The organism is Enterococcus salsurae (assembly GCF_054784955.1).
Genome location: NZ_BAAHWY010000002.1, coordinates 341,074 through 367,210, shown reverse-complemented (window position 1 = coordinate 367,210; position 26,137 = coordinate 341,074). Strand labels below are relative to the sequence as shown.

At 41.5% G+C, this 26,137-nt stretch carries 25 protein-coding genes and 1 riboswitch; of the genes, 17 read left to right on the top strand and 8 right to left on the bottom strand.

Going from position 1 to position 26,137, the window contains the following annotated elements:
• Positions 1-24 precede the first annotated feature (24 nt).
• The 4 genes from ACYVRS_RS06070 to ACYVRS_RS06055 are packed head-to-tail and all read left to right on the top strand — an operon-like array spanning position 25 to position 3,562.
• Positions 25-1,881, top strand: a complete 1,857-nt coding sequence (locus ACYVRS_RS06070; RefSeq protein ID WP_461202903.1) for a hypothetical protein — start codon at positions 25-27, stop codon at positions 1,879-1,881.
• Positions 1,878-2,357, top strand: coding sequence for a signal peptidase I (locus ACYVRS_RS06065; RefSeq protein WP_461197691.1), 480 nt, complete (start codon positions 1,878-1,880; stop codon positions 2,355-2,357). The genes ACYVRS_RS06070 and ACYVRS_RS06065 overlap by 4 nt, the downstream gene beginning before the upstream one ends.
• A 30-nt stretch (positions 2,358-2,387) precedes the next feature.
• Positions 2,388-3,056, top strand: a complete 669-nt coding sequence (locus ACYVRS_RS06060; RefSeq protein ID WP_461202901.1) for a hypothetical protein — start codon at positions 2,388-2,390, stop codon at positions 3,054-3,056.
• Positions 3,053-3,562: a signal peptidase I gene (locus tag ACYVRS_RS06055; protein ID WP_461202899.1), complete on the top strand. Its 510-nt coding sequence runs from the start codon at positions 3,053-3,055 to the stop codon at positions 3,560-3,562. The genes ACYVRS_RS06060 and ACYVRS_RS06055 overlap by 4 nt, the downstream gene beginning before the upstream one ends.
• Positions 3,563-3,627: 65 nt before the next feature.
• Here ACYVRS_RS06055 and ACYVRS_RS06050 read toward each other — a convergent pair whose 3' ends face one another.
• From ACYVRS_RS06050 to ACYVRS_RS06025, 6 genes are all read right to left on the bottom strand, one after another.
• Positions 3,628-4,221 (bottom strand): LysE family transporter, encoded by a 594-nt coding sequence (locus ACYVRS_RS06050; RefSeq protein WP_054114638.1) that lies wholly within the window; start codon positions 4,219-4,221, stop codon positions 3,628-3,630.
• 228 nt (positions 4,222-4,449) lie between these two features.
• Positions 4,450-6,252: an FtsX-like permease family protein gene (locus tag ACYVRS_RS06045; RefSeq protein WP_461197688.1), complete on the bottom strand. Its 1,803-nt coding sequence runs from the start codon at positions 6,250-6,252 to the stop codon at positions 4,450-4,452.
• A gap of 12 nt (positions 6,253-6,264) precedes the next feature.
• Complete coding sequence (locus ACYVRS_RS06040) at positions 6,265-7,017, bottom strand: ABC transporter ATP-binding protein (RefSeq protein WP_461202897.1); 753 nt, start codon at positions 7,015-7,017, stop codon at positions 6,265-6,267.
• Between the two features lie 7 nt (positions 7,018-7,024).
• Positions 7,025-7,387, bottom strand: coding sequence for a YxeA family protein (locus ACYVRS_RS06035; protein ID WP_054114635.1), 363 nt, complete (start codon positions 7,385-7,387; stop codon positions 7,025-7,027).
• A 233-nt stretch (positions 7,388-7,620) separates the two neighbouring features.
• The gene (locus ACYVRS_RS06030; protein WP_312540621.1) at positions 7,621-7,980 is read right to left on the bottom strand and encodes an ACT domain-containing protein; all 360 of its coding nucleotides are present in this window, start codon (positions 7,978-7,980) and stop codon (positions 7,621-7,623) included.
• Positions 7,973-9,274: a DUF1576 domain-containing protein gene (locus ACYVRS_RS06025; protein ID WP_312540623.1), complete on the bottom strand. Its 1,302-nt coding sequence runs from the start codon at positions 9,272-9,274 to the stop codon at positions 7,973-7,975. The genes ACYVRS_RS06030 and ACYVRS_RS06025 overlap by 8 nt, the downstream gene beginning before the upstream one ends.
• A 350-nt stretch (positions 9,275-9,624) precedes the next feature.
• On the opposite strand from ACYVRS_RS06025, the gene ACYVRS_RS06020 reads away from it, so the two are divergent.
• From ACYVRS_RS06020 to ACYVRS_RS05985, 8 genes are all read left to right on the top strand, one after another.
• Positions 9,625-10,953 (top strand): helix-turn-helix domain-containing protein, encoded by a 1,329-nt coding sequence (locus tag ACYVRS_RS06020; protein WP_461202895.1) that lies wholly within the window; start codon positions 9,625-9,627, stop codon positions 10,951-10,953.
• Between the two features lie 28 nt (positions 10,954-10,981).
• On the top strand, positions 10,982-11,107 hold the full coding sequence (locus tag ACYVRS_RS06015) for a hypothetical protein (RefSeq protein WP_461202893.1): 126 nt from the start codon (positions 10,982-10,984) through the stop codon (positions 11,105-11,107).
• Positions 11,108-11,328: 221 nt separating this feature from the next.
• The gene (locus ACYVRS_RS06010; protein WP_461202891.1) at positions 11,329-13,110 is read left to right on the top strand and encodes an oligopeptide ABC transporter substrate-binding protein; all 1,782 of its coding nucleotides are present in this window, start codon (positions 11,329-11,331) and stop codon (positions 13,108-13,110) included.
• 644 nt (positions 13,111-13,754) lie between these two features.
• Positions 13,755-14,597: a PRD domain-containing protein gene (locus ACYVRS_RS06005; protein WP_054114630.1), complete on the top strand. Its 843-nt coding sequence runs from the start codon at positions 13,755-13,757 to the stop codon at positions 14,595-14,597.
• A gap of 162 nt (positions 14,598-14,759) precedes the next feature.
• Entirely contained in the window at positions 14,760-16,652 is a 1,893-nt protein-coding gene (locus tag ACYVRS_RS06000; RefSeq protein WP_461202889.1) for a beta-glucoside-specific PTS transporter subunit IIABC, read from the top strand.
• An 87-nt stretch (positions 16,653-16,739) separates the two neighbouring features.
• A complete protein-coding gene (locus ACYVRS_RS05995; RefSeq protein ID WP_461202887.1) occupies positions 16,740-18,209 on the top strand; it encodes a glycoside hydrolase family 1 protein in 1,470 nt (489 codons plus the stop codon).
• A 269-nt stretch (positions 18,210-18,478) separates the two neighbouring features.
• Positions 18,479-19,186, top strand: a complete 708-nt coding sequence (locus ACYVRS_RS05990; protein WP_461202885.1) for a prealbumin-like fold domain-containing protein — start codon at positions 18,479-18,481, stop codon at positions 19,184-19,186.
• Positions 19,187-19,279: 93 nt separating this feature from the next.
• Positions 19,280-19,738 carry a SpaA isopeptide-forming pilin-related protein gene (locus ACYVRS_RS05985; RefSeq protein WP_461202883.1) on the top strand — a complete coding sequence of 153 codons (459 nt, stop codon included), beginning with the start codon at positions 19,280-19,282 and terminating at the stop codon, positions 19,736-19,738.
• A gap of 67 nt (positions 19,739-19,805) precedes the next feature.
• Here ACYVRS_RS05985 and ilvD read toward each other — a convergent pair whose 3' ends face one another.
• Positions 19,806-21,506, bottom strand: a complete 1,701-nt coding sequence (gene ilvD / locus ACYVRS_RS05980) for a dihydroxy-acid dehydratase (protein ID WP_312499010.1) — start codon at positions 21,504-21,506, stop codon at positions 19,806-19,808.
• A 174-nt stretch (positions 21,507-21,680) separates the two neighbouring features.
• Here ilvD and ACYVRS_RS05975 point away from each other — a divergent pair, with 174 nt between their 5' ends.
• The 4 genes from ACYVRS_RS05975 (at position 21,681) to ACYVRS_RS05960 (ending at position 25,068) form a co-directional block, all read left to right on the top strand.
• Entirely contained in the window at positions 21,681-22,022 is a 342-nt protein-coding gene (locus ACYVRS_RS05975) for a metal-sulfur cluster assembly factor (RefSeq protein ID WP_313539700.1), read from the top strand.
• Between the two features lie 158 nt (positions 22,023-22,180).
• Positions 22,181-22,555 (top strand): hypothetical protein, encoded by a 375-nt coding sequence (locus tag ACYVRS_RS05970; RefSeq protein WP_461197677.1) that lies wholly within the window; start codon positions 22,181-22,183, stop codon positions 22,553-22,555.
• Between the two features lie 162 nt (positions 22,556-22,717).
• Complete coding sequence (locus ACYVRS_RS05965) at positions 22,718-23,605, top strand: SDR family oxidoreductase (RefSeq protein ID WP_054114622.1); 888 nt, start codon at positions 22,718-22,720, stop codon at positions 23,603-23,605.
• Positions 23,606-23,789: 184 nt separating this feature from the next.
• Positions 23,790-23,957: riboswitch (M-box (ykoK) riboswitch) on the top strand.
• Positions 23,958-24,123: 166 nt separating this feature from the next.
• Entirely contained in the window at positions 24,124-25,068 is a 945-nt protein-coding gene (locus ACYVRS_RS05960) for an LCP family protein (RefSeq protein ID WP_313539692.1), read from the top strand.
• Between the two features lie 133 nt (positions 25,069-25,201).
• On the opposite strand, the gene ACYVRS_RS05955 is transcribed toward ACYVRS_RS05960, so the two are convergent.
• On the bottom strand, positions 25,202-25,360 hold the full coding sequence (locus ACYVRS_RS05955; protein WP_461197676.1) for a hypothetical protein: 159 nt from the start codon (positions 25,358-25,360) through the stop codon (positions 25,202-25,204).
• A 287-nt stretch (positions 25,361-25,647) separates the two neighbouring features.
• Between ACYVRS_RS05955 and ACYVRS_RS05950 the strand changes: the two genes are divergently transcribed.
• The gene (locus ACYVRS_RS05950) at positions 25,648-26,016 is read left to right on the top strand and encodes a DUF7006 family protein (RefSeq protein WP_461202881.1); all 369 of its coding nucleotides are present in this window, start codon (positions 25,648-25,650) and stop codon (positions 26,014-26,016) included.
• Positions 26,017-26,137: the final 121 nt, after the last annotated feature.

Below are 26,137 nucleotides of genomic sequence, written 5' to 3'. Positions count from 1 at the left end.
CAAAATATGCGGAGGCAATTTCATTTGTCAGCGGTCATTTTGGCCGCTTTCTTTTGTATTCTATGTACGTTTCCAAAAGAAGTACAGGCTGTCTTTATGGATGAGAAAACTTTTTCTGCTGATTTGTCGTTGCAATTAGGGATGTTGTCGATGACGCTTGAAAATCAATCTACAACGAGCCAATCTTTTGCGTATATAGGAGAGAATCAGGTTCACAATGTAAAGGTGAAAAACACTGGAACTTTAGATGGGAAATTGACGTATTCGATCGTTTCTGCAAAGCTCGGGGATCAGGTATTAAGTGAGGCGCAAATTGCGCAATATCTAGCCATCGATTCTCCAACCCAAAAGGAATCCATCAAATCGGGAGAGGAAAGAACCCTGCAATTTTCCATTAAACAAATGAAACAATGGGACAGCACCAAACCATTGATTGTTGAGGTCAAAGTGACAATCAGTCAAGCCAATACTGATTCAGACACGATAGGCTTTCTTGATTCGGATAACGTACAATTTTCATTCAAAAGTGCAAGTGAAGCAGTCCCGATTTCGTCATGGCCTGAAAGTCTGACATTTAACCAAGCTGGATATGCAGTAGGTCAGCAGTTGTATTATAGTAGTGTAAATAATCAAATGACAACAGTGGTTCCTGGCATTATTTATTATCAATTCAAGACGGGTTCAAAATTAACTCAAAATGAACAACTTGAAGAAATAAGCAACATAAAAGCCAAAGTATCTGCACTACAGGGAAACAATTACATTGTTGATAAGATTGCTTATATTGAAAATAAAGGATTTGTAATCCTGTTGCGTGTCCAAAGTAGTACGGGATCCATGGCATTTCAAGTGAAAGGAATCCAATTCAATCAATCTGGATCAGAAATTTACGACTTTGGTAAACCACTTATCATAGAATCTGATGTGCTAAATAATGCATTTGTTGATCATTCTTTGTTATCAAGTCAAGTGGGAACAAAGTATCAGATGTTCAGTATCACTACAACCAACACCTTTGAATCGGGTCTTTCAGATGTAAATATTGAAAAATATTTACACGATAACTACACGATTGAATTTTCTGGCGAAGATAAGGAAGAATTTGACGTCACATTCCCAACATCAAGTACATTTAGTATCAAACAGCTTCATGATCAAGCGGATAAGTCAGCAAATTTGATTTTTAAAGATAAAAAAACAAATCAAATAGTTTTTTCAAGAAAAGTTGAATCCATAGAACAAGATGATTTTTCGACCATCTATCTTTCAAACTTATCCAGTGATTTCCAGTACAAAGTAATTGTGAGTAAGAAAAATTATCAGAATAACTTGTTAGAATATACATCTGACTTATATATGAAAATCCCTAAAAATTTTCTTGTCAATTATTATATGCAATCTTTTCTAAATGATAATGGTTTGAGTAACTGGTCAGTGACATATAGTGATGATATGAAATACCTCAAAATTTCTTTCAATTTTAGTGTTGAGTCAGTTCAAGATCCAGAAAACTTTTATTATGGAAAAAATATATCATTTATAGGATATAAGTATGGAATTGGTCGAACAGGTTTTTATCCTTACGTAGTTTTATACAACAAAAATTTGGCATTTGAGCAAAATAATCAAACAGCTAAAGTATCTAGTGATTCATTACAATCTCAAAAATTAGCAACAAGCACAGATGCAAGTGACACCATAGATTCTAATGAATTGAAACAATCAGAAAGTACAGATTCCAGCGAAACTACAGAAAGCACCACGAATGAGTCTATAAAGCAATCCTCGGAAACGAGTAGTGGCTATCAACCAGATGCTTCAACAACCGAATCAAGTGAACCTACCACCAACCAAACCGAACCAAGTCAGGAGCCAGAATGAAACTGAGAACAATCACCAATAGTCTGCTAACTATCTTAACCGTCATCGTTTTATTATTTGTTCTATTAAATGTCTTATCTGCGCCGCAAGGCAAGGGGCTTTTGGGCTTTAAAGGCTACACTGTCTTAAGCAACAGCATGACACCGACATTTCGCGCGGGGGATTATGTGATTGATCGGATGGATGATTTTGACAGTATCCAAGAAGGGGACATCATTTCTTATCAGGCAGAAGACCAAACGATTGTGACCCATCGTGTCATCGAAAAGTCAGCGGAATCTGCGACAGTCCAAGGAGACCAAAATGAGACACCTGATCAAGAAGCGGTCACAAAAAGCAATTATATTGGCAAGAAAATCATGGTCATCCCTTTTTTAGGCACATTTATGATGAAAATGCAAAATCCCTTAATTTTTCCTTTACTCTGTGGTCTAATTGCGCTATTCTTTGTTTGGTCATTTTTTAAACGAGATTGACACGACTTGTAGAAAGTAGCGAAGTGTTGGGTGAAAAGAGAGTATAAAATCGTTGTGAGTATCTTGTTATTTGCTGCTGTTACAGGTTTCTTTTATTTGCTTAAAGTGCAAATGAACGAAAGAAATGCCGATAATCAACATTTGTTGTCTACCGCTGTGTTGAACGATGAAATCAAAGAGGATATTTTTCGGACCGATTTTTTTGAAAGGTCTACCTATACCGAACCGATGACCAAAGAGGATTTTGTGGATGAGGCAAAGAGTGTCGCAAAGACAACGCGTTCGCCGCAAATGCTGCAATTGACCAATCTGACTGCTTTTGAAACAAAGGATCAAAATACGCAGGCCGAGTTAGAGAGTGTATCGATCGCCATCATCAAACAAAGAATGTATTTGCTGTTAAAGGAGCAATATCTTTTGTTGGTACTGCGGCCGAACACTGCTGCTGATGTTTTTCAAATCGATGGCACAGGGCAGGTGGGGTTAGCTTCAAAAACCATTCGTTATGACATGACAGTTCTCAATGATCAGCGTCCTGAAGAGTTTTTGTCCTCATTGCCGGCTTTCGTTGAAAAAGTTCAACTGGAGAATGGTTTGGAAACCTATGAAAGTCGGGTTTTTGTGACCAGCAAATGGGGGCGTTATTTGTATAATTCAACCAAACAAAATCAATTGATCAGAGTTGAGGAGATATCTTGAATAGAATAAACATGGTGTTGCGTATCCTTTGGTCCCTTTGCGGTACGCTTGTAGTAGCAGCGGTCTTGTTGCTGGCGGTGCTGAACTTTCTTTCAAAACCAGAAGGCGATGGGTTGTTTGGGTATAAAGGGTATACCGTGATCAGCGGCAGTATGGAACCCACCTTGCGGGTGGGAGATTATGTCGTTGTGCAGGCGGAAGATTTTGACCAGCTGGCAGTAGGCGAAATCATTACTTTCGAGAATGAGGGCACGATGGTGACCCATCGGATTATTTCCATCACTGATGAAGGCATCCAAACGAGAGGCGACCACAATACAGTCAATGATATGAAACAGGTGACTGAGGACAAATATGTCGGTCGTTTGGCCTTGCATATCCCTTATTTAGGGCATTTGATGATTTGGATGCAAAATCCGCTGATCTTTGCAGTGGTTTTGGGCTTGATCGCAGTCAGGATCGCCTTCTTGCTCCTTTGGAAACCTGAGGAAAAAACATATGACTAAAAAAATAAGCATGGATGTATCAGGCGTGTAAAGCTGCCTAGATCATCCATGCTGTTTTTTTTGTTCTATAGACTGCGCCATATCAGTGCCAATGCGCTGTATACCAAAAGCAATGCCAATACTAAGTTGACCCAGTAGGTATATTTTCTTAAGATATGTTGGAATAATGCCCCGAAAATCGTCCAGCAGGCTGTGAAAATGAATGCAACCAGCGCTAACAGCAGCGAAAATGAAAGGAGTGCTGTCGGTGTTTCGTAATTTGGCAAGATGAAGGATGCGTACACGGTGATTCCATAGAGCAATGTATTTGGGCTGACAAATTGCAGCAGCATGCCTTGAAAAAAGATATGTTCCTCTTCATCAGTAGTGGTTTCTGATTCGGCCTTACTTTTGATGGTCTGCCACGCTAGAAAAAGAATATAGACAGCGCCGATCCAAACCATGACGGATTGAAAGCCGGGAAAGACGGTCAGCAGCAAACGGCTGAAAAAAGCACAGATGTTCATCACGATCAAAACTCCGACAAAGATCCCCCAATTAAACAAAAGACTTTTGCGCAGGCCATATTTACCGCCATGGGCCATCGATAAGAGTGCATTGGGGCCAGGGGAGAAGCTGGCCACGATGATATATGAAATAAAACCTAGGATATTTGTCAAACAGAGCCACCTTTCTTGCTATCTAAATAATATTTATTTGGTGATAGTATGTTTTATTATTTTTAGAACGTATTCAGAATACAATAGCATTAAAGGACTGCGTCGTCAATTCGCGGGTTTCTCTGCTTCGACATGCCCGAATGATTGGCACGACTGGACCTGACTAGAGAAATCAAAAACCGTATGACCAGCAAGACGGTTTCGTTTTGCGGGCATACGGTTCTTTGTTTATTTGTCTTCTCTCAAGACGATATTGGTATACAACCAGACGGTTAAGCTATAGTAAATAGCATACAACGCAATAAAGATACTGAATGGCACCCATAATTTGTCATAAGGATCCCGCATCAATGTGGTGAACATCTTTAGTCCAAACAAGACATGAATCATTCCCAAGATACCAGGGACTAAAAACAACACGCCGATTTCTTTTCTGATCGATTGTTTCAATAAAGAAGTTCGCGTACCGATTTTGCGCAGCATATTGTAGCGAATGATGTCGTTGTTGGCACCAGATAAGATTTTGAACATCAGACAGCTGGCTAACATCGTCAAGAAGGCGATGCCTAAGAAAAAGCCCATGAATTCGAAACCAGAGAACATGCCGTTGTAAGTGTCATATACAAAAACCCGTTGGCTGAAATTGGCTTCGATGGGTTCAGCTGTATTGTCTGATTGATTGGCTTCTGCTAAGGTGTGCAGCGCAGCATAACTCTTTTCAAAATCGGCGACTTGAATCAAGCGCAAACTGGTTTCTGTTGCTTCAATTGCTGCAAAATCGCTGAGGGATACAAGGCGGATTTCTTTGCTTCGTTGTTCCGCAACTTCATATTCCCGCAAGGCATCTTGCGCAGTTAAATCTTCGGCGATCACGTCACCAGATAAATGTTTATATTGACTATCCACACCATTTTCGTCATATTTTGGTGCCAGCAATGGGTGTTCGTTGAACTGTTCTTTGACATAATAGACCGCATCGTCTGTTTCTTTTTGACTATAGATAGTATCAAGGGTAGGGTGTAAGTCCGCGACGGATTGGGCATCCGCTTTTTGGGCATTGTTCAAAATCAGGTCGTAAGGCGCAACGGATTTGGCCATCAAAGGAATTTCATTTTTGAACCCTAATCCAACAGTCAATGCCCCTAAAGCCAGAGCAAACAGCATGGCTGCCATGGAAAGCATTTGTGTATAATCGCGGATACGGAAACTTAATTGGGAAAAGGTAAAGTTGTTCAATTTTTTCATGACGATCGTATCTGATGCTTTCAGGGCCGACAAGACCGCAATCAAGACCGATTTGAAGACCAAGTACGTTCCTAGAACGATCGTCACTAAGGCGGCACCAATGCCAATCAATTGAAACTTCATCAAATCACTCATCATGTAATAACCAAACGCCAATGAACCGATACCAAGAATCGCTTGTAAGAAAAGCCAAATGGGCCGTTGTTTCAACCGCGCTGGCGTACTCGTTTCTCGTAATAAGTCTAAAATCGCTTTTTTGGTGATCGCAGCGGCATTGAAAATAGCTGCCGCAAAGAATAGCAGGGCGAAGAAGATCAATGTCACCAACAATGCTTTGCTGCTAAAAGCTGCATAATGAGTAATCTGCAGATTCAGACGGCTGACAAGCAGCGCATTGACGCCATGGGCAAGGCCCATGCCTACGATCGAACCAAGGAGTGTGGCTGCGAAGCCTACCAGAAAGGTTTCGATAAAAATCATTTGGGCGATTTTGCGTCCTTTGGCGCCGAGCATCATAAACATGGCATAATCTCTTTGGCGCATCGCCATCAGAAACGAATTGGCGTAGAGAATATAGGCAAAGGTGATAATGCCAAGCAACACGGAACCAAAGCGAAAAATGAAAACAATCGTGCCTAAAATCGAGTTGCTGGTCAAAAATGCTTCATTGCTGGCCATTGATTCAAACATATAAAAAATCGCAGAAGCCATGACCAATCCCGAGAACAACACGATATAATCTTTCAAACGTCCTTTGATACCAGTAAGTGATAATTTCCAAAGCATAGTGTTTCCTCCTTACTGTTCCAAGTTGCCAAGGATGACAAGGATTTGTCGATAAAAATCTTCTCGGCTTTGGTCATGTCGTTTGACTTCTTGATGGATCGTGCCATCTTTGATAAACAGGATTTTCTGGCAATAACTTGCGGAAAGAGGATCATGGGTCACCAATAAAATCGATACTTGATCGTTGGTATTCAGATCATCCATCATATCCAGCAAGTCTTTGGCGCTTTTAGAGTCTAAAGCGCCTGTTGGTTCATCAGCGAATAAAATCGTTGGTTCTGTGATCAAGGCGCGCGCAGCTGCGACCCGTTGTTTCTGACCGCCAGAAATCTCTGAAGGGTATTTATCCAGAATTTGGCTGATGGATAGTCGTTGCGCAACTTGTGCGATGCGTTGTTTGATCACTTTAGGTTTGACCCCTTGTAATGATAAGGGGACTGCGATGTTTTCTGAAGCGGTCAAGTTTTCCAAAAGGTTGAAATCTTGGAAGATGAACCCAATCTCGCGGCTGCGAAAGTCGGCAAGGGCATTGCCTTTTAATGTTGTGATGTCACTGTGATTGATTTCGATTGAGCCAGTGCTGGGACGATCTAGTGTCGATAGAATATTCAATAGGGTCGATTTTCCTGAACCTGAAGCACCCATGATGCCGATAAATTCGCCTTTTTCAACCTCAAATGTGACCCCTTTTAAGGCTTGGGTCTGTTTTTCATTGCTTTTGCCGTATGTCTTGGTTAATTCACGTGCTTGAATGATTGTGTCCATGTGCTGATTACGCTCCTTTTAATTGATCCAATGCTTTTGATGGGATGTCCGATGCTTGGACTTCTTCGTAGCTAGTGACACCTTTTTTTTCGTTCCAAGTGATTTTCAGATAAGCTTCTTTGCGCAAAGGTCGATCTTGATAGGCTGTAAATGACAATGCCTTGCTTTGGCCGTCTTCATCATAGCCGGTCAACGCATAGGCATATTCATTCACGATCGTGCCATTGCTATCTTGTGATGTGCTTTTTTCTCCATTGGTGGTGACTTGGACATAGTAACTATCTCCACCCATCACGATTTTTTGTGCAAGTTGTAAGCCGCCGAATACAACAAGGACGACAACTGCTAAGCCAATCAATACTTTTTTCATGATTTATACACCTCAATTTAGATTATGGTGAAAGTATAACGCTGTTTTTCAGAAAAAGAGTGGGAAAAATCTATCAAACAACTTTCACTTTTGTCACAAGGCACAATCAGTAGATATCGGAAGGGGTGTCAGCTGAATCTGCACATTGGCAGATAAATAAAAGAAACTGATAGGACATGCGTGATCCTCATTGAGAGTCGCGCATGTCCTATCAGTTTCGTGTGTAGGTGTAATCAATTGCCTCGGCCATATGTTTTGCGAAACAGATGAACAGTCAAGAAATCATCTTCGTAGACGATCGTGGCTTCATCGATCATCAAGCCTAGCAAATAGTAATCTTTTTCTTCGTGGATCGTTTGATGGCCACCCAGTAATTCTACATAATAATTTTCCAATGTAATATCTCGCGGGGTGTTCAGCATATCGATAAAGTGTTCCAGATCTGCGGGCCTTTCAGGACACGGGCCGCAAACTTTCGCTGTAAAACCGACGTCTTCGAAGGTCATTTGACTGGTGATGTCCGTACAGTCATGAGAGAGGAAATACGTGACGACCTCATCTGCGATGCGCCGTGCGCGTTCTTTTTCAATCATTTTTTTTCCGCCTTTTTAGTTGTTTGATATCATCTAGTAAAGGTACCATAGCCGCTGCCACAAATCCACTAGAAAACCCATTATTGTACAGATTTAAGCCACCGTGAAGATAGGTGATATTGGTGACCAATGCAGCATGCGTGATGCCGGCAATGATGCCCGCGATTGGCCCGTAATAGCCGCTGATAGGGGCTAAGCTGGTGCCGAAGATAGCAGTCAACAGCAGATTGAAGGTCGACACTTCTGCTGTTAAACCAAACTTAGAAGCCAGCACCACGCCAATCAAGATAGGAATGCTGTTTTTCAGATGATTCCCGAAGGCGCCAAAGCCGATGACCGTCAATACAGCACCCAGCAACGGCCCAGATAGTTGGCCTTGCATGAGAAAGACAAAAGCAAGCATCAGAAACCCCATACTGGCCATATTGATCAGCGTCAATCCAAGACCGTAAATCGTGACAAAGTCAGTCATCAATTTGCCTGAGGTGTGCAGTAAGTCTGGAAAACCTGTCAGTGATCTTTCGTTCAAGACGTACCCAGTGACAAACAGCAAGCAGCATATCACTGCAATAAAAATAGCTAAAAAGAGGTGATACTCGGTGGTCAACGCGCTTTGTGGATGGACTTCTTGACCGAAGAGGCGCAAAAAACTAGTAAAAAACATCGTGACGATCCCGGTCGCAAAGCCAATGTTATACAAAGAAAAACCTTGATGAAATTGCAAGAACTGTGCCGCCAAAGGAGGTAAGATCAATCCTAAGCCGATTCCTGTTACATAGCCTAGCAGCATTCCCGCTGGCGCCGGCAGTCCTAAGCCAAAAGCGAGATAACTAATTACTGGGGAGGCTGCACTACCGAATAAAGCAACCAAAGAAAACTGATTGACAGGTTTCCGATGAATATATGCATATAAGTAAACCCCTAGAGGGATGGGAATCGAATTAAAGAGATTTTTACCAAAAAAAGAAAATCCGGAAAGTGTTAAAAACGCCGCAATCATCGGGCCGGTGATAACAGTTCCTTGCTTCTTCGCGATCAATACGGTCAAAAGCAGCAAGAGACCGCTGTTCAAGAAGGCACTGCCGAGATTGCCAACTGCAAAATAATCAGAGATCAGATTGCTTGGCGACGTCAAAATATTGAAGGAACCGATCAAAAGGTCCCGCGGTGAGGATAGACAGCCAAGGAGAATCAGAATACCGCTGTAAACCAATAAAATACGCTGTGTCAGTAATTGGCTGCGTGGTGCAAAAGCTTTCGAAGTCGTTTGAAGAATCACTTTTTTTTCTGCCATAAATACCTCCTTCAATTCATGGTATCACACTAGCGGAAACGAGAATAGCCGATAGAACAAAAATATCTATATTTCTTTTGCGATTAAATAACATGATTTTTGTTAAGAAAGCCAAAATAAAGTCGATATAATGTTATAGTACGGAGTTGGTGATAGAGAATGATAGCAACGATCTCAGAAATTTCACCATTCAATAAAAATTGATTTTTCACAAATCTTTAGTGAAAAGCAAAATAAAGATTACAAAATGGGTTCCTGAAAACATTATACTTTTTAGTGTCAGTAACAATCCGACATAATGGAAGAATGAACGTAATCAGAAAACTTGCGATTATAAAGGAGAATATACGATGTTTCCCGATTTTCTAAACAAACCTGAAAAGCGTAAATTTCTATTTGTCCAACATTTAGAAAACCAATCTTTATTGAATGATGATAAAGAAGCAATGATGCACACACTAGGCTTGTCGAGTTTCCTCTTTTACAAAACTGTTGATGAACTGAATGCCGATTTTATCGTATTTGGGCTGCAAGAGAATATGGAAATCCAAGTAGAGGGCCCAATCGTTCAATTGATCTACAAAGGGATGACACATGCTGAAATACTTTTTACATATTACTTTGAACAATCATTAAAATATTGTATCTTCAAGGAATGTTTTTTTGAACAGTTGGTCTCTATTTATGATTTTGCGGAGCGGCATTATTTCAGCCACAATCCAGTATACAAAGAGTTTAAACTGCTGCAGAAAATTTTATTACAATATGGCATCAAAATCACCAAAGATTTCCAATTGGTTGGCGATGAATGGGCCATTAGAGAATTTCTGTTTATCTTCTTTTTGAGCAGTAAGGAGACAATACCTACCCTTTTTCCTGCAGCTACCCGAGAGAAAGTCAAAAGCTTTGGCTCACTCTTTGATGATCCTGCTGTACATTGTGCACCGGATGCACGAATGACGGTCAAGTTGTCGCTGATCTTGCATATCATTACGACACGATTTAAAAACGGGCATCATTTAGCCAGTGCACGACCAAAGGGACGCATGGTTCCAGTATCTCCCGCTTTGCTCAACAAAATCACGCAGTGGGTCCATTCGATCAATCCGCTGCAAGAAACCCATCTATGTCAAATCGAGGCAGAAGGTATCGCCCAGTTCATGATAGCAGAAGGATTGATCGACGGGGCATTCTTTGCTGCTGCTGGACGCCCAGAAATCGCTGAAATGAATCAACATTTTTTTGATCATTTGCTGGAATGTTTTTCGATTGGCACGGAAGACTTAGCCAAAGTCGAGCAAGAATTATACCACATCCATTATATCTTTATCAGTTTTCATCCTTCAGCACAGTGGCATTATACTGAAGCCGCGATTGATTATTTGATCGAGGATTATCCCGAATTCGATGCTTTTTGCAAAGCTTACATCACGTCGACCCTGCATCTTGATATGGCTTGTCCCAGCAGCCAGTATTTATTTCATCATTACTTGTCACTGCTTGTTTCAGTTGTGACACTTGAAGAAATCGTTGCACCGATTAAGATCTGTCTTGATTTTTCCTACGGGGAGAAATACAACCGTATTATTGCACAGCATATGAAGCACGCCATCGATACCCCCTACATCTGCAACGAAGTGTATGTGTGGATACGGAGATCATTCTTTCAGATACCTTGAACAAAGATACGAGAGCTGTCCAGTCGTGATGCATTGGTCGACATCACCTAAGCAGTCAGATTGGTCTAGTTTGAAGGCGCAAATCCGTCAAATCAGCCGAGACCGAACCAACCAAGCAATCGAAGCATTTGCCGCACATAAAGAAATTTCTTAAGAAAATAGTCTATTATGGTTTAGCTTCCGACACGGATGGATGAACTGTAATAGGCTTTTTTGTCAATAATTTCACCCTTCGGTGAAAATATTGAATAAAGGCATTTGTAGATAATTGTTATAATTCATTAAGTATCTCTAGTATTTTCTAATCATATCATCATTGTTTCGGTTTTGTGCAGGATTGGGGAATGCTGAGGGGATCAAATAAGGAGGAACGCAATGAAGAAAAAAATTTTTGGTGTCGTTACATTATGCGCAACATTGATTTTAGGTGCTTGCGGGTCAGGGAATGAGGCAGGAACAGATTCGACGAGTTCAAGCAACGCAGCTGAGGAAAGCGAAGGACTGGTGTTTCCGATCAGTACATCTAATGATGATGAACCAATTGACGGCGGTGTTCTTGAAGTCGCAGTTGTAATGGATACCCAATTCCAAGGGTTGTTCCATACCGAATTTTATCAAGATGCGTATGATGATCACTTTATGTCACCTACCCATGAACCATTATTCTATTATGACAGCGATTTTAAAATCGTTGATGGCGGTCCAGCTGATTTGGTATTAGATCTAGATAACAATAAAGCAACGATTACCCTTAGAGACGAATTGAAGTGGGCTGACGGTGAAGATGTTAGCGCAGAGGACCTTATTTTTTCATATGAAGTGATTGGGCATCAAGATTATACTGGTATTCGGTATGACAATAACTTTACCAATATCATTGGTATGGAAGAATATCATGCTGGTGAAGCAGAAACGATTTCTGGAATCACAGCAATCAGTGACAAAGTAATCGAAATTGAATACAAAGAAATGCACCCAGGAATGATGCAATCTGGTGGGGGTGTGTACGGCTCAGCCTTGCCAAAACATACTTTTGAAGGTATTGAAGTCGCAGATATGCAAAGTAGTGATCCAGTTCGGAAAAACCCGATTGGCTTCGGTCCTTATGTGATGAGTAATATTGTTGCAGGCGAAAGTGTCGAGTATTTGCCAAATGAATATTACTATGGCGGCAAACCATCATTGGAAAAAGTTGTCTTTCGTGCTGTTCCGTCAGCATCGATCAATGAAGCTTTGAATGCCAGACAGTTTGACTTAGTTTATCAGATGCCAACAGATACGTATGACTCTTATAGTGATACTGAAGGGTATGAGATGCTCGGTCGGATGCAAAGAGCATACACCTATATCGGTTTTAATCTAGGCGTCTTAGGAGAGGATGGATCAGTAGAATCTGATCCAAATGCCAAAATGGCCAATAAAAGCTTGCGTCAAGCCATGGGCTATGCAATGGACAACAATGCAATCGGGGAACGCTTCTATTATGGGTTGCGAACGCGTGCCACTACATTGATTTCACCAGTATATGGTACCTTGCATGATCCAAGCATCGCTGGCTATGACTACAATATGGAAAAAGCAAATCAACTTCTAGATGATGCAGGATTTATTGATGTGGATGGCGACGGATATAGAGAAGATCCAGATGGAAATCCACTTGTAATCAACTTTGCATCCATGTCAGGTGGCGAAACCGCACAACCATTAGCTGATTATTACATCCAACAATGGCAAGAAATTGGGCTAAATGTTGAATATTCAACAGGTCGTTTAATCGACTTTCAAGCATTTTATGACAAGTTGAAAAATGATGATCCAGATATTGATGTGTTCCAAGCGGCGTGGTCTACAGGAAATGATCCATCACCAACTAGTTTGTGGGGACCAAATTCTGCCTTTAACTACACACGTTATGCATCAGAAGAAAATACCCGTTTATTGGCTGCAATTGATTCAAACGACTCATTTGATGAAGAAAAACGTAAAGAGGCATTTGATGCATGGCAAGTTTATGCAGCTGAAGAAGCATTTGCCATTCCGACTCTTTATCGAAATGAAGTATTACCAATTTCGAACCGGGTAACAAACTTTACTTGGGCTTATGAAGTAGATCATAATCCATGGGGAACCATCGCTGTGACAGCAGAAACAAGATAGACATGGCTAACAAGCGTAAGTTTTTGCGCTTACGCTTGTTAGATTTGAATTGTTAGTCTTCTCAAGGTAGGAAGAAAGCAAAATTGGTCTACCTTGAAAAATAAATTTAAAAACGTTTGCAAAAAACTGTTGACATTCCTTTGCAGATTGAGTAAGATAATCACAACAGAGCGCGAGAGTGTTCTGATAACTGGATTCGTTACTGTTCGGCAGGCAAGACCAGAGGAAAAAAGTGCGTTGATTACCCATGAGAATCTTTCTCGGGGTTGTACACTTTTTTGCTTTGGTCTTCTTTTTTTACTCAATTTTTTTGTTGAATAAAAAAAGGACCGGTTCCAAAGTCAATGGATCTTAGTCGTCGCTGCAGCTGTGCAGTTTGAAAGGGGAGAAGACAAAAAGGGAGTGTTTTCAATAAAAGGTTGGACCCGTTCGTCGATCTTTTGAATCATCTGTACAACATTAAAGATTGCTTAGACAGATTCAAATAAAGATCACCCAGGCAACAATGCTGGTTACACTGTTGTCAAATAGATGCCATAGTGCATCATGAACGGCATAGGACAGGAACCTTCGGCATAAACAACTCGCCTGCTATGAATGAATGTGTTTATCCTGCGAGAATTGCTGATTAAGGAGGATTGTTCGTGAAAATAGTCAAAAGGATCAACAACAATGTTGTACTCTCGAAAGAAGAGGAAGTCGAAGTGATCCTCATGGGGAAAGGCATCGGTTTTCAAACAAAACCCGGTGATTTGATCCCGCCAGAATCAATTGAAAAAAAGTATTATCCTGAAGACGACTTGACTGTAGAGCATATGTCGAAAGTCATGACAAAAGCCAATGAAAAACAAATGGCCGTGATTTATGAAATCGTTCGTATCTTTCGGGATAGTATTGAAACCGATTTCAATCCTAACGTGTATTTCACATTGATGGATCATATCTTGTTTGCCATCAGCAGACAAAAGCAAGACATTGTCTTGACCAATCCCATGCATTGGGAAATCAAAAAAATCTATGCCAAAGAATACGCGGTCAGTGTGCAAGCGGTGGACTTGATTCGCCGGGAACTGTATCCTGATTTTTCACAAGAGGAAGCTGCTTTTATTACGCTGCATTTTGTGAATGCAGAAATAGAAAAAAGTGCCAATCAGAGTGCCTTTGAGCACACAGAACTGACAAACAATATTTTAAGGATCGTGAAGTACAGCATGAATATCGAATATGATGAAAATTCATCTTACTTTCAACGATTTGTGACCCACATTCGCTATTATTTGATTCGCCAAAGTCAAGGTACGGAAGAACCAGTGATGACCAATCCAATGATTGCATTGGCTTTCAGTAGTTATCCTAAAGAAAAAGAAACCGCAGATTCAATCAAAGACTATTTATATGAACAAAAAGGTTGGCTAGTCAACGATATGGAATTGATGTATTTGATTCTTCATATCGGCAATCTAGCAGCCCATTCAAAAATATCATAAGAAAATAAATGGATTCGTTACAGTTCGGCTGGCAAGACCTGCACTTTCTTACAATACGTCTAGGGGCAGACTCTTTTTTTGGAGCGTCTGGCACCAAGGGTAGATTGTAATTTGCTGCTGGTCTTTTTATTATCGAAAAAACACACAAAAGGAGCAATTAAAATGGCAAAATATACTGAGTTAGCACAAGATATCTTAGACCACGTCGGTGGCAAAGAAAATGTTTCATCTGTTAAACATTGTGTGACAAGACTGCGTTTTCACTTGAAAGATGAAAGCAAAGCAGACACCAACTATTTGCAAAAACGCGATGGTGTCGTGACTGTGGTCAAAGCTGGCGGCCAATATCAAGTGGTTATTGGGAACCATGTGCCAGATGTCTATGAAGAAGTTTTGAAAGTCGGCGGGTTAGCGGACGGTGGTACAGTTGATGTAGATGAAGGAGATGGGCCGAAAGGCAGCTTGTTCGATCGCTTTATTGATGTCATCTCAAGTTTGTTCCAACCTTTCTTAGGTCCTTTGGCAGCAGCCGGTATCTTAAAAGGGATCACTGCGTTACTCGCTGCAACGGGCATGGACGCAACCAACGGCATTTATGTCGTGATGAACACATTAGGCGATGGCTTGTTCCAATACTTGCCAATGATCCTTGCAGTGACAGCGGCGCGTAAATTCAAGATGAATGTCTATACAGCATTGGCGATTGCTGGTGCGATGGTTTATCCAGGGTTGTCAGACAGTGTTGCAGCAGCTAGCAAAGTCTTTGGTTTGACTTTGACCTTACCAGCAGGCGGCTACTACAATAGCGTCTTGCCAGTGATCTTAGCTATCTTTGTTGCTTCTAAAATTGAAAAATATATGCGTAAAATCACACCAGATGTGGTGAAAATGTTTGTTGTACCTTTCGTAACGATTTTGATCACCGTACCATTGACCTTCTTCGTTGTTGGACCAGTAGCCAACACAGCGTCAAGCTGGATTGGTATTGCGTTCCAAGCAGTCTATGACTTTAGTCCAATCGTCTATGGTTTTGCTTTAGGTGCGTTGTGGCAAGTATTGGTAATGTTCGGTTTGCACTGGGGGCTTGTACCTTTGGCAATCATGGATATGGCGCAAAATGGCCATTCAATCATCTTGACAGCCGCAGTATTGCCATGTTTCACACAAACAGGTGTGTTAGCCGCTATTTGGTTGAAAACCAAAGAACCTAAAGTCAAACAAGGAGCAATGCCAGCCTTGATCTCTTCGATCTTCGGTGTGACTGAACCTGCTATCTATGGCTATACGCTACCAATGAAAACACCATTTATCGTATCTTGTCTTGTATCTGGTTTTGTCGGCGTCTACTTATCAATTTTCAATGTAACTGGTTATGCAATGGGTGGTATGGGTATTTTCTTATACCCTGCGTATATCGATCCTGCAACAGGCAGTTTCCACAGTGTGATCCACTTAGCTATCGGTACAGTCTTAGCGATTGTCGCTTCATTTGTCATCATGATGTTGTTGAAAGTTCCTACATTATATGCAGATCTTGATGCACCTGTTGATGTACCAGTGACACCAGCTGCACCTACACGCACTGTATCAGCTATCGTCAAAGATGAAACCATCAAAAGCCCAGTTTCAGGCCATGTTGTCGCTTTAGCAGATGTTGAAGACAAAGTATTCTCTTCTGGTGCCATGGGCAAAGGCGTTGCCGTTGAGCCAGCTACTGGCGAAATCACGGCGCCTGCAGATGCAGAGGTCAAAATCTTGTTCCCAACGAAACATGCGATTGGTTTAGTGACAGAAGACGGCACGGAATTGTTGATCCATATTGGCATGAATACCGTTGAATTGGAAGGCAATCATTTCACGTCGTACATCAATCAAGGGGATAAGGTCAAAGCTGGACAAAAATTGATTTCATTTGATGCAGAGGCGATTCGTTCTGCGGGGTATTCTCTTTTAACACCAGTGATCGTGACCAATTCAAATGATTATTCAAACGTACTAGCGACTGATGCCGCAGATGTTTCAGCCAATGATAATTTGATCGAAGTTGTAAAATAAATGATCAACGGTACGAGGCCATCCCTTTTCAGACAAAGTTCTTTGACAGGATGGCCCACGACCGATTAATAGAAAAGAGGCCATGTAATGACTGACAAACAGTTTCCAAAAGGATTTCTATGGGGTGGGGCAACAGCAGCCAATCAATTTGAAGGGGCATGGAATGAAGGCGGTCGTGGACCGGCAACATCTGATACAGCCGTAGCCGTGAAACCCGAAGACCGCAAAAATATCGAAGACTTTGCGGCGCCGATGACGAAAGAAAAAATCGAATTTGCCTTGAACGATCAAGATGGCTTATATCCTAAGCGCTGGGGCTCAGATTTTTATCACCGTTATAAAGAAGACATTGCGTTATATGCGGAAATGGGTTTCAAAACCTTCCGTTTATCGATCGCTTGGTCACGTATTTTTCCAAATGGCGATGATGCGCAGCCAAATGAAGAAGGTCTGCAATTTTATGACAATGTCTTTGATGCGTGTGCAAAATATGGGATCGAACCATTGGTGACTTTGTCCCATTACGAAACACCAATCGGCATCGCGCTGAACTACGGCGGCTGGAAAAATCGTAAAGTCATTGACTTGTTCGTGAAATACGCAGAAACTGTCTTGACGCGTTATAAAGACAAAGTCAAATATTGGCTGACATTTAACGAAATCAATATCATGGGGATTTCCGGCTATGTTGGCGGTGCCTTGGTTTCTGAAGATGGCACCCAAAACCTATCGGATATGTATCAAGCAGTGCATCATCAATTTGTTGCCTCAAGTTTAGCAACAAAATTTGCCCATGAGATCAATCCTGAAATCAAAGTAGGGATGATGTTGGCACGGATGCAATCGTACCCAGCAACACCAAATCCAGCAGATGTCATGGAAGAAATCAAAAAAGACCATGAGAACTTATTCTTCTCGGACGTACAAGTACGCGGGAAATATCCAGCTTATACCAAACGTTTCTTCAAAGAAAACAACATCGAGGTAACATTTGAAGACGGTGATTTAGACATTTTGGCACAATATCCAGTTGACTTCATGTCCTTCTCCTACTATATGAGTTCGATCGCGCGCCACAATCCGGAAGCAGGCGGCGATTCAGCAGCCGGAAACTTCTCATTAGGTGAATCAAATCCGTATTTGGACGCATCAGACTGGGGTTGGCAAATCGATCCAATCGGCTTGCGGGTGACGCTGAACAACTTATACGATCGTTACGAAGTGCCTTTGTTCATTGTTGAAAACGGCTTAGGGGCATTAGACACAGTTGAGGAAGATGGCTCGATCCATGATTCTTATCGGATCGAATACCTAAAAGCCCATATTGAACAAATGTATGAAGCAATCGAAGATGGGGTGGAATTAATGGGGTATACACCATGGGGCTGTACAGATTTAGTATCCGCTTCTACTTCAGAAATGTCTAAACGGTATGGTTTCGTGTATGTAGATGCCGATGACGAAGGCAACGGTTCATTTGACCGTTCCCGGAAAGATAGTTTCTTCTGGTATAAAAATGTGATTGCCTCAAATGGCAGCAGCTTATTTGATGAATAAATGATGAGAAAGCCGAATCCTAGATTCGGCTTTTTTTGTGCAGATAAATTGGTTTTTACTTTTAATTGTGACAGATTAAACAGATTGATGTTGAATCGTGTAATGCAGCTGTCGCTTGTTTGATAACTTAAGTAATAGAATCATGTGAATATTTTTCACATGATCCGCTTTCAAGTGAGAATAATGTGAAAAAATGATTTTTTTCCTCGATTAATGGATAGAAAAGAGTTTGATTGGCACGTATGAATCTATTGAAGGAGTGGAAAAATGTGGAGCGTTTATATAAAGCACGTAAACCAATTTTCTTGATGATGCTGGGTTTGCTTTTGTTTCAATACGTAGCACCTGTGGCAGCAGTAGCGGAAGTATTGATGCAAAAAAATGCGCAAATGACACTTGTCGAAGCAAAGAAAGGGGAAGCTGACAACCAAATTTCCTTGTCTATCGACATTGAAGCAGGGGAAACTGCAGAAAATCTGGAGATACAATCCTCAGAAAAGATTTTTTCCAGTGTGGCTTTTGCTGATACAACGACGACGGATACAGTTTCTCTTCATGACACACAAGACAACATTCGCTTATCCGTACAGCCAACCGACGAGAGTGGAAGTAAAACGATCTTATTGACGATCAAAGACGGCACTTCCCTCAAGAATGGCACCGTCGATTTCACCTATCAAGATCAGACGATCTCTTATCGATTATCTGATCAGTATGTGGCTGCAGACCAGACAACCACAACGACCAGTGAAGCGACAGATCGAACAGATAACACTACCTCTGAATCCGACACGACAACGCCTTCTAGCGAAGAGTCCAATCGGTCAGATAGAGCAGCTGTCTCCTCAGCAGGCGCCATCTTCAAAGTGGTAGATGAAACAGGTGCAACTGTAGCAGAAAATCTGGCAACAAATGAAGCCGGTCTAGTTACAGTGGATGACTTAGCACCAGGACAGTATTCATTTGTAGAAACCTAAGCACCGACGGGTTATCTGATCAATGACCAAGCCATCTCCTTTGAGATTCCTAATTCCGCAATCGAAGCACCCGCAGTCGTGGAAGCAGGGACAATGATCGATTATCAAGGCAGTGCCACATTATTGAAGACTGATGAAGACAATACGCCTTTAGCAGGCGCCATCTTCAAAGTGGTAGATGAAACAGGTGCAACTGTAGCAGAAAATCTGGCAAAGAACGAAGAGGGAATTGTTGCAGTTGATGGCTTAGCGCCAGGACCGTATTCATTTGTGGAAACCCAAGCACCGACGGGTTATCAAATCTCAGATGAAGCAATCAAATTTGTGATAGCTTCACATGCAGCGGGTCAACCAACTGAAGTGGATGCAGGTCAACTGATCAATCATCTAATTCCAAATACACCGAATACACCAAATACGCCTGAGAAACCATCAGGGAAATTACCCAAAACAAATGATACCAGCAATCGTTGGTTGGCGTTGATTGGGGGAAGTATCGTGGTATTAACAAGCACCGCAGGTTTCTACTTCAATAAAAAACGAAAAAGCTAATGCCTGAAACAATCAAAAAGGTGCTGCATCCTTTCCATTGAGGATGCAGCACCTTTTTATGTGGGGGTCAATTATTTCCTTGCCAAAAATCCGTGATTGCGCCTTTGGCAGCACTCGACACAATATGAGCATACTTGCCTAATGCACCACGAGAATGCAGGGGCGGAATCACTAATTCGCTTTGACGGCGAGCCAATTCTTCTGCCGATACATCCATAGTCAATTCCTTGGTATCTTGATCGACGATCACGGTGTCCCCTGTCTTGAGCAGTGCGATAGGTCCGCCATCTTGGGCCTCAGGCGCGATATGCCCCACGACCAGACCATACGTACCACCGGAAAAACGACCGTCAGTCAGTAATGCCACGGTTTCACCTTGACCTTTCCCAACGATCATACTGGATAGGGAAAGCATTTCCGGCATACCAGGCCCACCTTTAGGTCCGACATAACGGACAACGACCACATCTCCATCAACGATCTCATCTGTCAACACCGCATCGATGGCTTCTTCTTCTGTATTAAAGACTTTGGCAGGTCCGACATGTCGTCGGACTTTCACGCCAGAGACTTTGGCTACTGCGCCGTCTGGTGCTAAGTTGCCATGTAAAACAATCAAAGGCCCATCTTTGCGTTTTGGATGTTCTAATGGCATGATGACCTTTTGACCAGCTTTTAGGGAAGGGACTTCTGCTAGATTTTCAGCAATCGTTTTGCCCGTTACGGTCAAACAGTCACCATGGATAAAGCCATTTTCGTAAAGATATTTCATGACCGCCGACACGCCACCGACTTCATAAAGGTCTTGGAAAACATATTGACCGCTAGGCTTGAGATCCGCCAAATGTGGGACTTTCGCTTGGAAATCGTTGAAATCATCCAACGTCAAATCAACATTCGCTGCATGGGCCATCGCCATCAAATGCAAGATGGCATTTGTTGAGCCACCCAAAGCCATGACCACAGTGATTGCATTTTCAAAGGCTTTGCGGGTCATAATATCCTTAGGGAAGATTTGTTTTTTCAACAGTTGCAAGACTGCTTCACCGGCTGCTTCAACATCTTTTAATTTTTCTTCAGTGATAGCTGGATGGGAAGAGGATCCGGGCAAACTCATGCCCATGGCTTCGATGGCGGCTGCCATCGTATTCGCTGTATACATCCCACCACAACCGCCAGGGCCAGGGCAGGCATTACATTCAATCCGCCGTACTTCTTCTTCCGTGATGTCTTGGTTGTTCCATTGACCAATCGCTTCAAAGACAGAAACCAAATCAATGTCTTTCCCATCTAGGTTTCCTGGGGCAATCGTCCCGCCATATACGAAGATAGCGGGTACTTCCGTGTTGGCGATCGCAATCATACAACCGGGCATGTTTTTATCACACCCGCCAATAGCAACAAATGCGTCGCAGTTGTGACCACTGACGGCAGTTTCTACGGAATCAGCAATGATATCGCGGGAAGGCAATGAATAACGCATTCCCGGGGTGCCCATGGCAATGCCGTCGGCCACTGTGATTGTCCCAAATTGAACTGGCCAGCCCCCGGCGGTCACAACACCTTGTTTGGCTAGTCTTCCTAAGTCGTGGAGATGAATATTGCAGGGGGTATTTTCAGCCCAAGTACTGATCACGCCTATGATAGGTTTTTTGAATTCTTCGTCGTCCATACCTGTGGCACGTAACATCGCTCTGTTCGGTGATTTGACCATATTGTCATAGACATGACTGCGAATGCGGATATCTTTATTTGTTTCTTCTGTCATCGTACAGCACTCCTCTCGATAAGACCCTTCAAGTGTTTTCCTTCTATTTAACCTTACTTTCGCGAAAAGCGCAATCATTTTCGAAAGATTGCGAAAATTCTAAGAAAATCCTTGTTATTTTCCTTTGTTCATGGTCAAATAGAAGATAATTATTTGAGAAAAGAGGACTTCGCCATGTCAAATGAAATCATCATGAACCCATTAGCTGAAGCAAATCAATCAGCGATCATTGAGAAATTGGAGTTGGTAATGGATCCAGAGATTGGATTAGATGTCTACAATTTAGGCTTGATTTACCGCATAGATGTCAGTGATCGTGGTATCTGCACGATTGAGATGACATTTACAGGTGCAGGTTGTGGTTGTATTGATTCCGTTCCAGCAGAAATGCAAGCTCGTTTGGGTGAACTGCCATTCATCGAGACGGTCAACGTGCAGGTTGTTTGGTCACCCGTATGGCAACTGACCAGAATCAGCCGCATAGGACGGATTACTTTAGGGATCAATCCCAATTAGTCATTTGGATATTTTTCATCAAAAGAATAAATACAATTTTTTCTCGTTCCTCTTGAAATGAAAGAGCGCTTTCATTATTATAAGAGTAGAAGTCGATCTCCTGTAGTAGATGCTCAGTCATCGGCTTTTTCTGTTTTGATAAGACTGGAGGCGTATCCGTGAGAATCCCGACTGTTGTTGAGCGTAAAATGCTCATGATCTCTAATGATCCGTTATTTCAAAAAATAGTAGAAACGTGTATCGATGTCTTGAATCAATATGAGTTGACGATTCATCCGCAGCATTGGCAATTTTTTTTGGTTCATTTAAAGGAATTAGCTGAACGGGTGATCCATGATCAATGGGATATCGCAATGGTGATTGACCAATTCCCACCGGTGTCAGAACAAGCCATGGCATTAGCCAAAGAAATCGGCACGGTGTTAGATGTCATCCCAGAAAGTGAGCTCCATTTGCTGGCGGTCCATCTTGGATTGGCCATCTCGACAGAAGATGATACGATCGGCGCAATTTCTGCCGAACCCTTTTTGTGAGTCTAAATGATGACGAAGCCGAACGATCTGATTCGGCTTTTTTTTGTGCATTCTTTGAGAAGAGGTGCGTTTTATTTCCTTTTTCTATTTTTTTCCTCTACACTTTTTATTAGAAGGATAAAAATTACTTGCTACACACAAAACATTAGGAGGAAATGGACAATGTCAGAAAAAATCAGCAACCCATTAACCAAGTATTACAATGGTAAGTTTGAGAAACAACCCCAAGAAGCACCCGCGATTCAAGGGAAAATGCAACCAGTTCCCGATTGTGGTGAAGAAAGTTATACTGGTTCAGGAAAATTAACCGGCAGAAAAGCCTTAGTTACCGGTGGTGATTCCGGAATTGGCCGGGCAGCAGCGATTGCTTATGCCAAAGAAGGTGCTGATGTTGCGATCAACTATCTGCCTTTTGAAGAAGATGATGCACAGGAAGTCAAAGCTGTGATTGAAGCAGCCGGACAAAAAGCTGTGCTTTTACCAGGTGATTTAAGAGATGAAGCCTTTACCCGCAAACTTGTTCATGATGCGGCAGCTGCTTTAGGCGGTTTAGATATTTTAGTATTAAATGCAGGGAAACAACAAGCCGTGCAAGACATCAAAGATTTGACCACAGAGCAAATCAACGATACCTTTACGATCAATATCATTTCGATGTATTGGACTGTCCAAGAAGCATTGGATTATTTACCGGCCGGCGGGAGTATACTGACTACGACATCGATCCAAAGTGCAGAACCTAGTGCGCAATTATTAGATTATGCAGCAACGAAGGGCGCAATCACATCGTTTAGTAAAGGCTTAGCAGCACAATTAAGTGAAAAAGGGATTCGTGTCAATACAGTTGCACCAGGACCGATTTGGACCCCATTACAAATTTCAGGAGGACAACCACAATCAGCCATTCCTGAATTTGGTCAAAATGAATTATTGAAACGTGCTGGTCAACCTGTCGAATTGGCTTCAGTCTATGTTTTCTTAGCATCTGATGAGGCAAGTTATGTGACTGGTCAAGTTTACAGTATTACTGGCGGTTCATTTTTTGCATAATAGTATCGACTATCTAAGTCCTTTGTTTGAGAATGTTTTTTCAACAGAGGGCTTCCTTTTTTATTCCTTATATATTTAAATGTGCTAAAAAAAAGTAAAGAAAAGATTAAATTATTGCTAATATAGATATTTTCATTGCCATTGACCTGTGAAAAATGTATCCTTTCATCGAGAGATTAAATAACTAAATACTTGTTAGGTGAGGCTCCTATACAAACATAAGCTATTGCGCAGAAACGTCGAAAGACGCCAATGTGTAAAACAGGAATTGTCGGATTAAGGCTTTTCATAAGATAGCTAAGACTTGTCTTTACGTTGTATAGTGTCAAAACTCGGACGATGAGGGGAAATAGAGACAAACTTCTTACTCACAATAGAAGTTTGTCTTTTTTTATCAGTTGGTTTTTATTTCCTGTTTAAAATAACGTGCGTTGGGTTTCGCCTGCAAAGAGTATCAAGCAACTATCTCTTTATACTAGCCACTCAAGATGATTGGTAAAAAGCAGGGGGAACTAAAGATGAAACGTCGTTTTTTTAAAAGTTTTGTTTTAATTGTCTTATCTTTTATTTTGGTATTGGTCACCTTTGTGACTACGGAATTCAGTTTGGCTTATCGCAAAACAACGACCAAATCCACTACACCACAGCAAACCACAGCTTCAATGAAAGAAACAGTGAAAGATATACCAGATGTGATCCAAGTCACTTTGATTGGTTCCGATGCCCGCAGTGCAGATGAAAATGGCCGCTCTGATACATTAATGGTGGCACAGTACGACACCAAAAAGAAACAAGCGAAGCTGCTGTCGATCATGAGAGATTGCTATGTCACGATCCCAGGTTATGGTGAAGAAAAAATCAATGCAGCATATTCTTTTGGTGGTGAACCATTGCTTACGCAAACGTTGAAAGATACCTTTGATCTTATACCGGATTATTATATGGTATTGACGTTTGAGGAATTTGAAGATGCAATCGATACACTTTTTCCTAAAGGACTGACCATCGATGTGGAGAAAGACTTGACTGTAGACAAAATTCATTTAACCAAAGGTGAACAGAAGCTGAATGGGCATCAAGTTTTGCAATATGCCCGTTTTCGCAAAGATGAGGAAGGGGATTTTGGACGTGTCCGCAGACAGCATCAAGTCATGGAAGCAATTGCTGAACAAGCCAAAAGCCTTTCGGTCATGACCAGAATCCCTAAAGCTGTAGGCAAGATTTTCGGACAAATCGATACCAATTTACCAGTTTCAGTGATGATCGATGTCTTAATGGATTATCTAAAAGGGGATACTGGGGACATTGATGCCTTGTCGATTCCAGTTGATCATTCATGGGATTTTGCTGACGATACGCCAGTTGGGAGTGTATTGACGATTGATAAAGAGAAAAATAAAGAAGCAATCACCGCTTTTTTTAATGATGACCAACGGGAGCAAAGTGATTCAGTTGGCCAATGACGCGTGCTGCCACTGACATGGATGTATGAAAGTACATCTTTGGTGGACAAGTCTATTCTGTTGAAGGTATTGTTTCCGTAGCGTAAAAAAGCCCTCTCGCATGAGAGGGCACAATAGTAAAGGAAATCCTCAATCAATTTTGGCGTTCTTTGGCGATTTTGAGAACCAAAGAGAAGGCTGCTAGCGCGAAGCCGCTATATTTGACGAATTTTTCAAGTGAAGCGATTCGCTGTGCTTTTTGCGCTTTTTTGGTCGTGCCAACAGTCGTAGTATGTTTTGTTAAATGTCCCATTTTTTATCCGCTCCTTCTTTTTGTCTATAAATTTATTATACCGGCAAACTGTCAGAATGTCTGGAAATATGCTGAAGGAGTCAATTTGCTTCGCATGCACAAAACAGTATTCTCATATTTTTATTGAACTTGCCCATTAATTGATAAAAAAAACGGCCAGCAACATGATATAAATAATGAAGAACGAACTATTCCTGAAAATTGACGGAAAAAGCCGTTTATTGATCAAGACGAAAAATATATGTATCGAGTTTGCTGTCGATATAAGCAAAAGGATGTAAAAATTGATGGATAAAATAAAGTTATTTATGAATACAAACCACTACTTTGAACAGATAATCTCACGACAACTGCAAGTGAATGAGCAGCGAGTTGACTCCCTAATAGGACAATACATCGTAGAGTTGAAGAAAAAGTTCGAACAAACCTTATCGGACATCAATGGACAAAATTTCTGGTCTGTGTATCCAATTTTAATGGGATTGGATACGCGCTTTGTTTTGTTGGACTCTTTGTTGTCGATCATTGACCTCGATTTGGCAGAAGAAGAAGTCATACAATTGGTCGAAAAAGACTATCTGACCATTAACAAAGAACTTTGTGGCTATGCGATGAATGAAACACCCCATGAAAGTTTGATTTTTACGATTATATAAGCGTAATCAAAGGTCAAAAATTAAAATAACTTTAATATTATTCAAAATGATGAAAAATACTTTTGAATATAGGTTAAAAATAAGTTATTATAAGTGTAGTTAAAAAAGATGTGCCTAAAAC

Bases quoted from the DNA above. Each gene is read 5' to 3' on its own strand.
- ACYVRS_RS06000 (WP_461202889.1), top strand. From the start codon at position 14,760: ATGGCAAAATATACTGAGTTAGCACAAGATATCTTAGACCACGTCGGT.
- ACYVRS_RS06025 (WP_312540623.1), bottom strand. From the start codon at position 9,274: ATGGCAGAAAAAAAAGTGATTCTTCAAACGACTTCGAAAGCTTTTGCA.
- ACYVRS_RS06030 (WP_312540621.1), bottom strand. From the start codon at position 7,980: ATGATTGAAAAAGAACGCGCACGGCGCATCGCAGATGAGGTCGTCACG.
- ACYVRS_RS05955 (WP_461197676.1), bottom strand. From the start codon at position 25,360: ATGGGACATTTAACAAAACATACTACGACTGTTGGCACGACCAAAAAA.
- ACYVRS_RS05985 (WP_461202883.1), top strand. From the start codon at position 19,280: ATGATCGATTATCAAGGCAGTGCCACATTATTGAAGACTGATGAAGAC.
- ACYVRS_RS05950 (WP_461202881.1), top strand. From the start codon at position 25,648: ATGGATAAAATAAAGTTATTTATGAATACAAACCACTACTTTGAACAG.
- ACYVRS_RS06020 (WP_461202895.1), top strand. From the start codon at position 9,625: ATGTTTCCCGATTTTCTAAACAAACCTGAAAAGCGTAAATTTCTATTT.
- ACYVRS_RS05975 (WP_313539700.1), top strand. From the start codon at position 21,681: ATGTCAAATGAAATCATCATGAACCCATTAGCTGAAGCAAATCAATCA.
- ACYVRS_RS06035 (WP_054114635.1), bottom strand. From the start codon at position 7,387: ATGAAAAAAGTATTGATTGGCTTAGCAGTTGTCGTCCTTGTTGTATTC.
- ACYVRS_RS06040 (WP_461202897.1), bottom strand. From the start codon at position 7,017: ATGGACACAATCATTCAAGCACGTGAATTAACCAAGACATACGGCAAA.
- ACYVRS_RS05965 (WP_054114622.1), top strand. From the start codon at position 22,718: ATGTCAGAAAAAATCAGCAACCCATTAACCAAGTATTACAATGGTAAG.
- ACYVRS_RS05995 (WP_461202887.1), top strand. From the start codon at position 16,740: ATGACTGACAAACAGTTTCCAAAAGGATTTCTATGGGGTGGGGCAACA.
- ACYVRS_RS06045 (WP_461197688.1), bottom strand. From the start codon at position 6,252: ATGCTTTGGAAATTATCACTTACTGGTATCAAAGGACGTTTGAAAGAT.
- ilvD (WP_312499010.1), bottom strand. From the start codon at position 21,506: ATGACAGAAGAAACAAATAAAGATATCCGCATTCGCAGTCATGTCTAT.
- ACYVRS_RS06015 (WP_461202893.1), top strand. From the start codon at position 10,982: ATGCATTGGTCGACATCACCTAAGCAGTCAGATTGGTCTAGTTTGAAG.
- ACYVRS_RS06010 (WP_461202891.1), top strand. From the start codon at position 11,329: ATGAAGAAAAAAATTTTTGGTGTCGTTACATTATGCGCAACATTGATT.
- ACYVRS_RS06065 (WP_461197691.1), top strand. From the start codon at position 1,878: ATGAAACTGAGAACAATCACCAATAGTCTGCTAACTATCTTAACCGTC.
- ACYVRS_RS05960 (WP_313539692.1), top strand. From the start codon at position 24,124: ATGAAACGTCGTTTTTTTAAAAGTTTTGTTTTAATTGTCTTATCTTTT.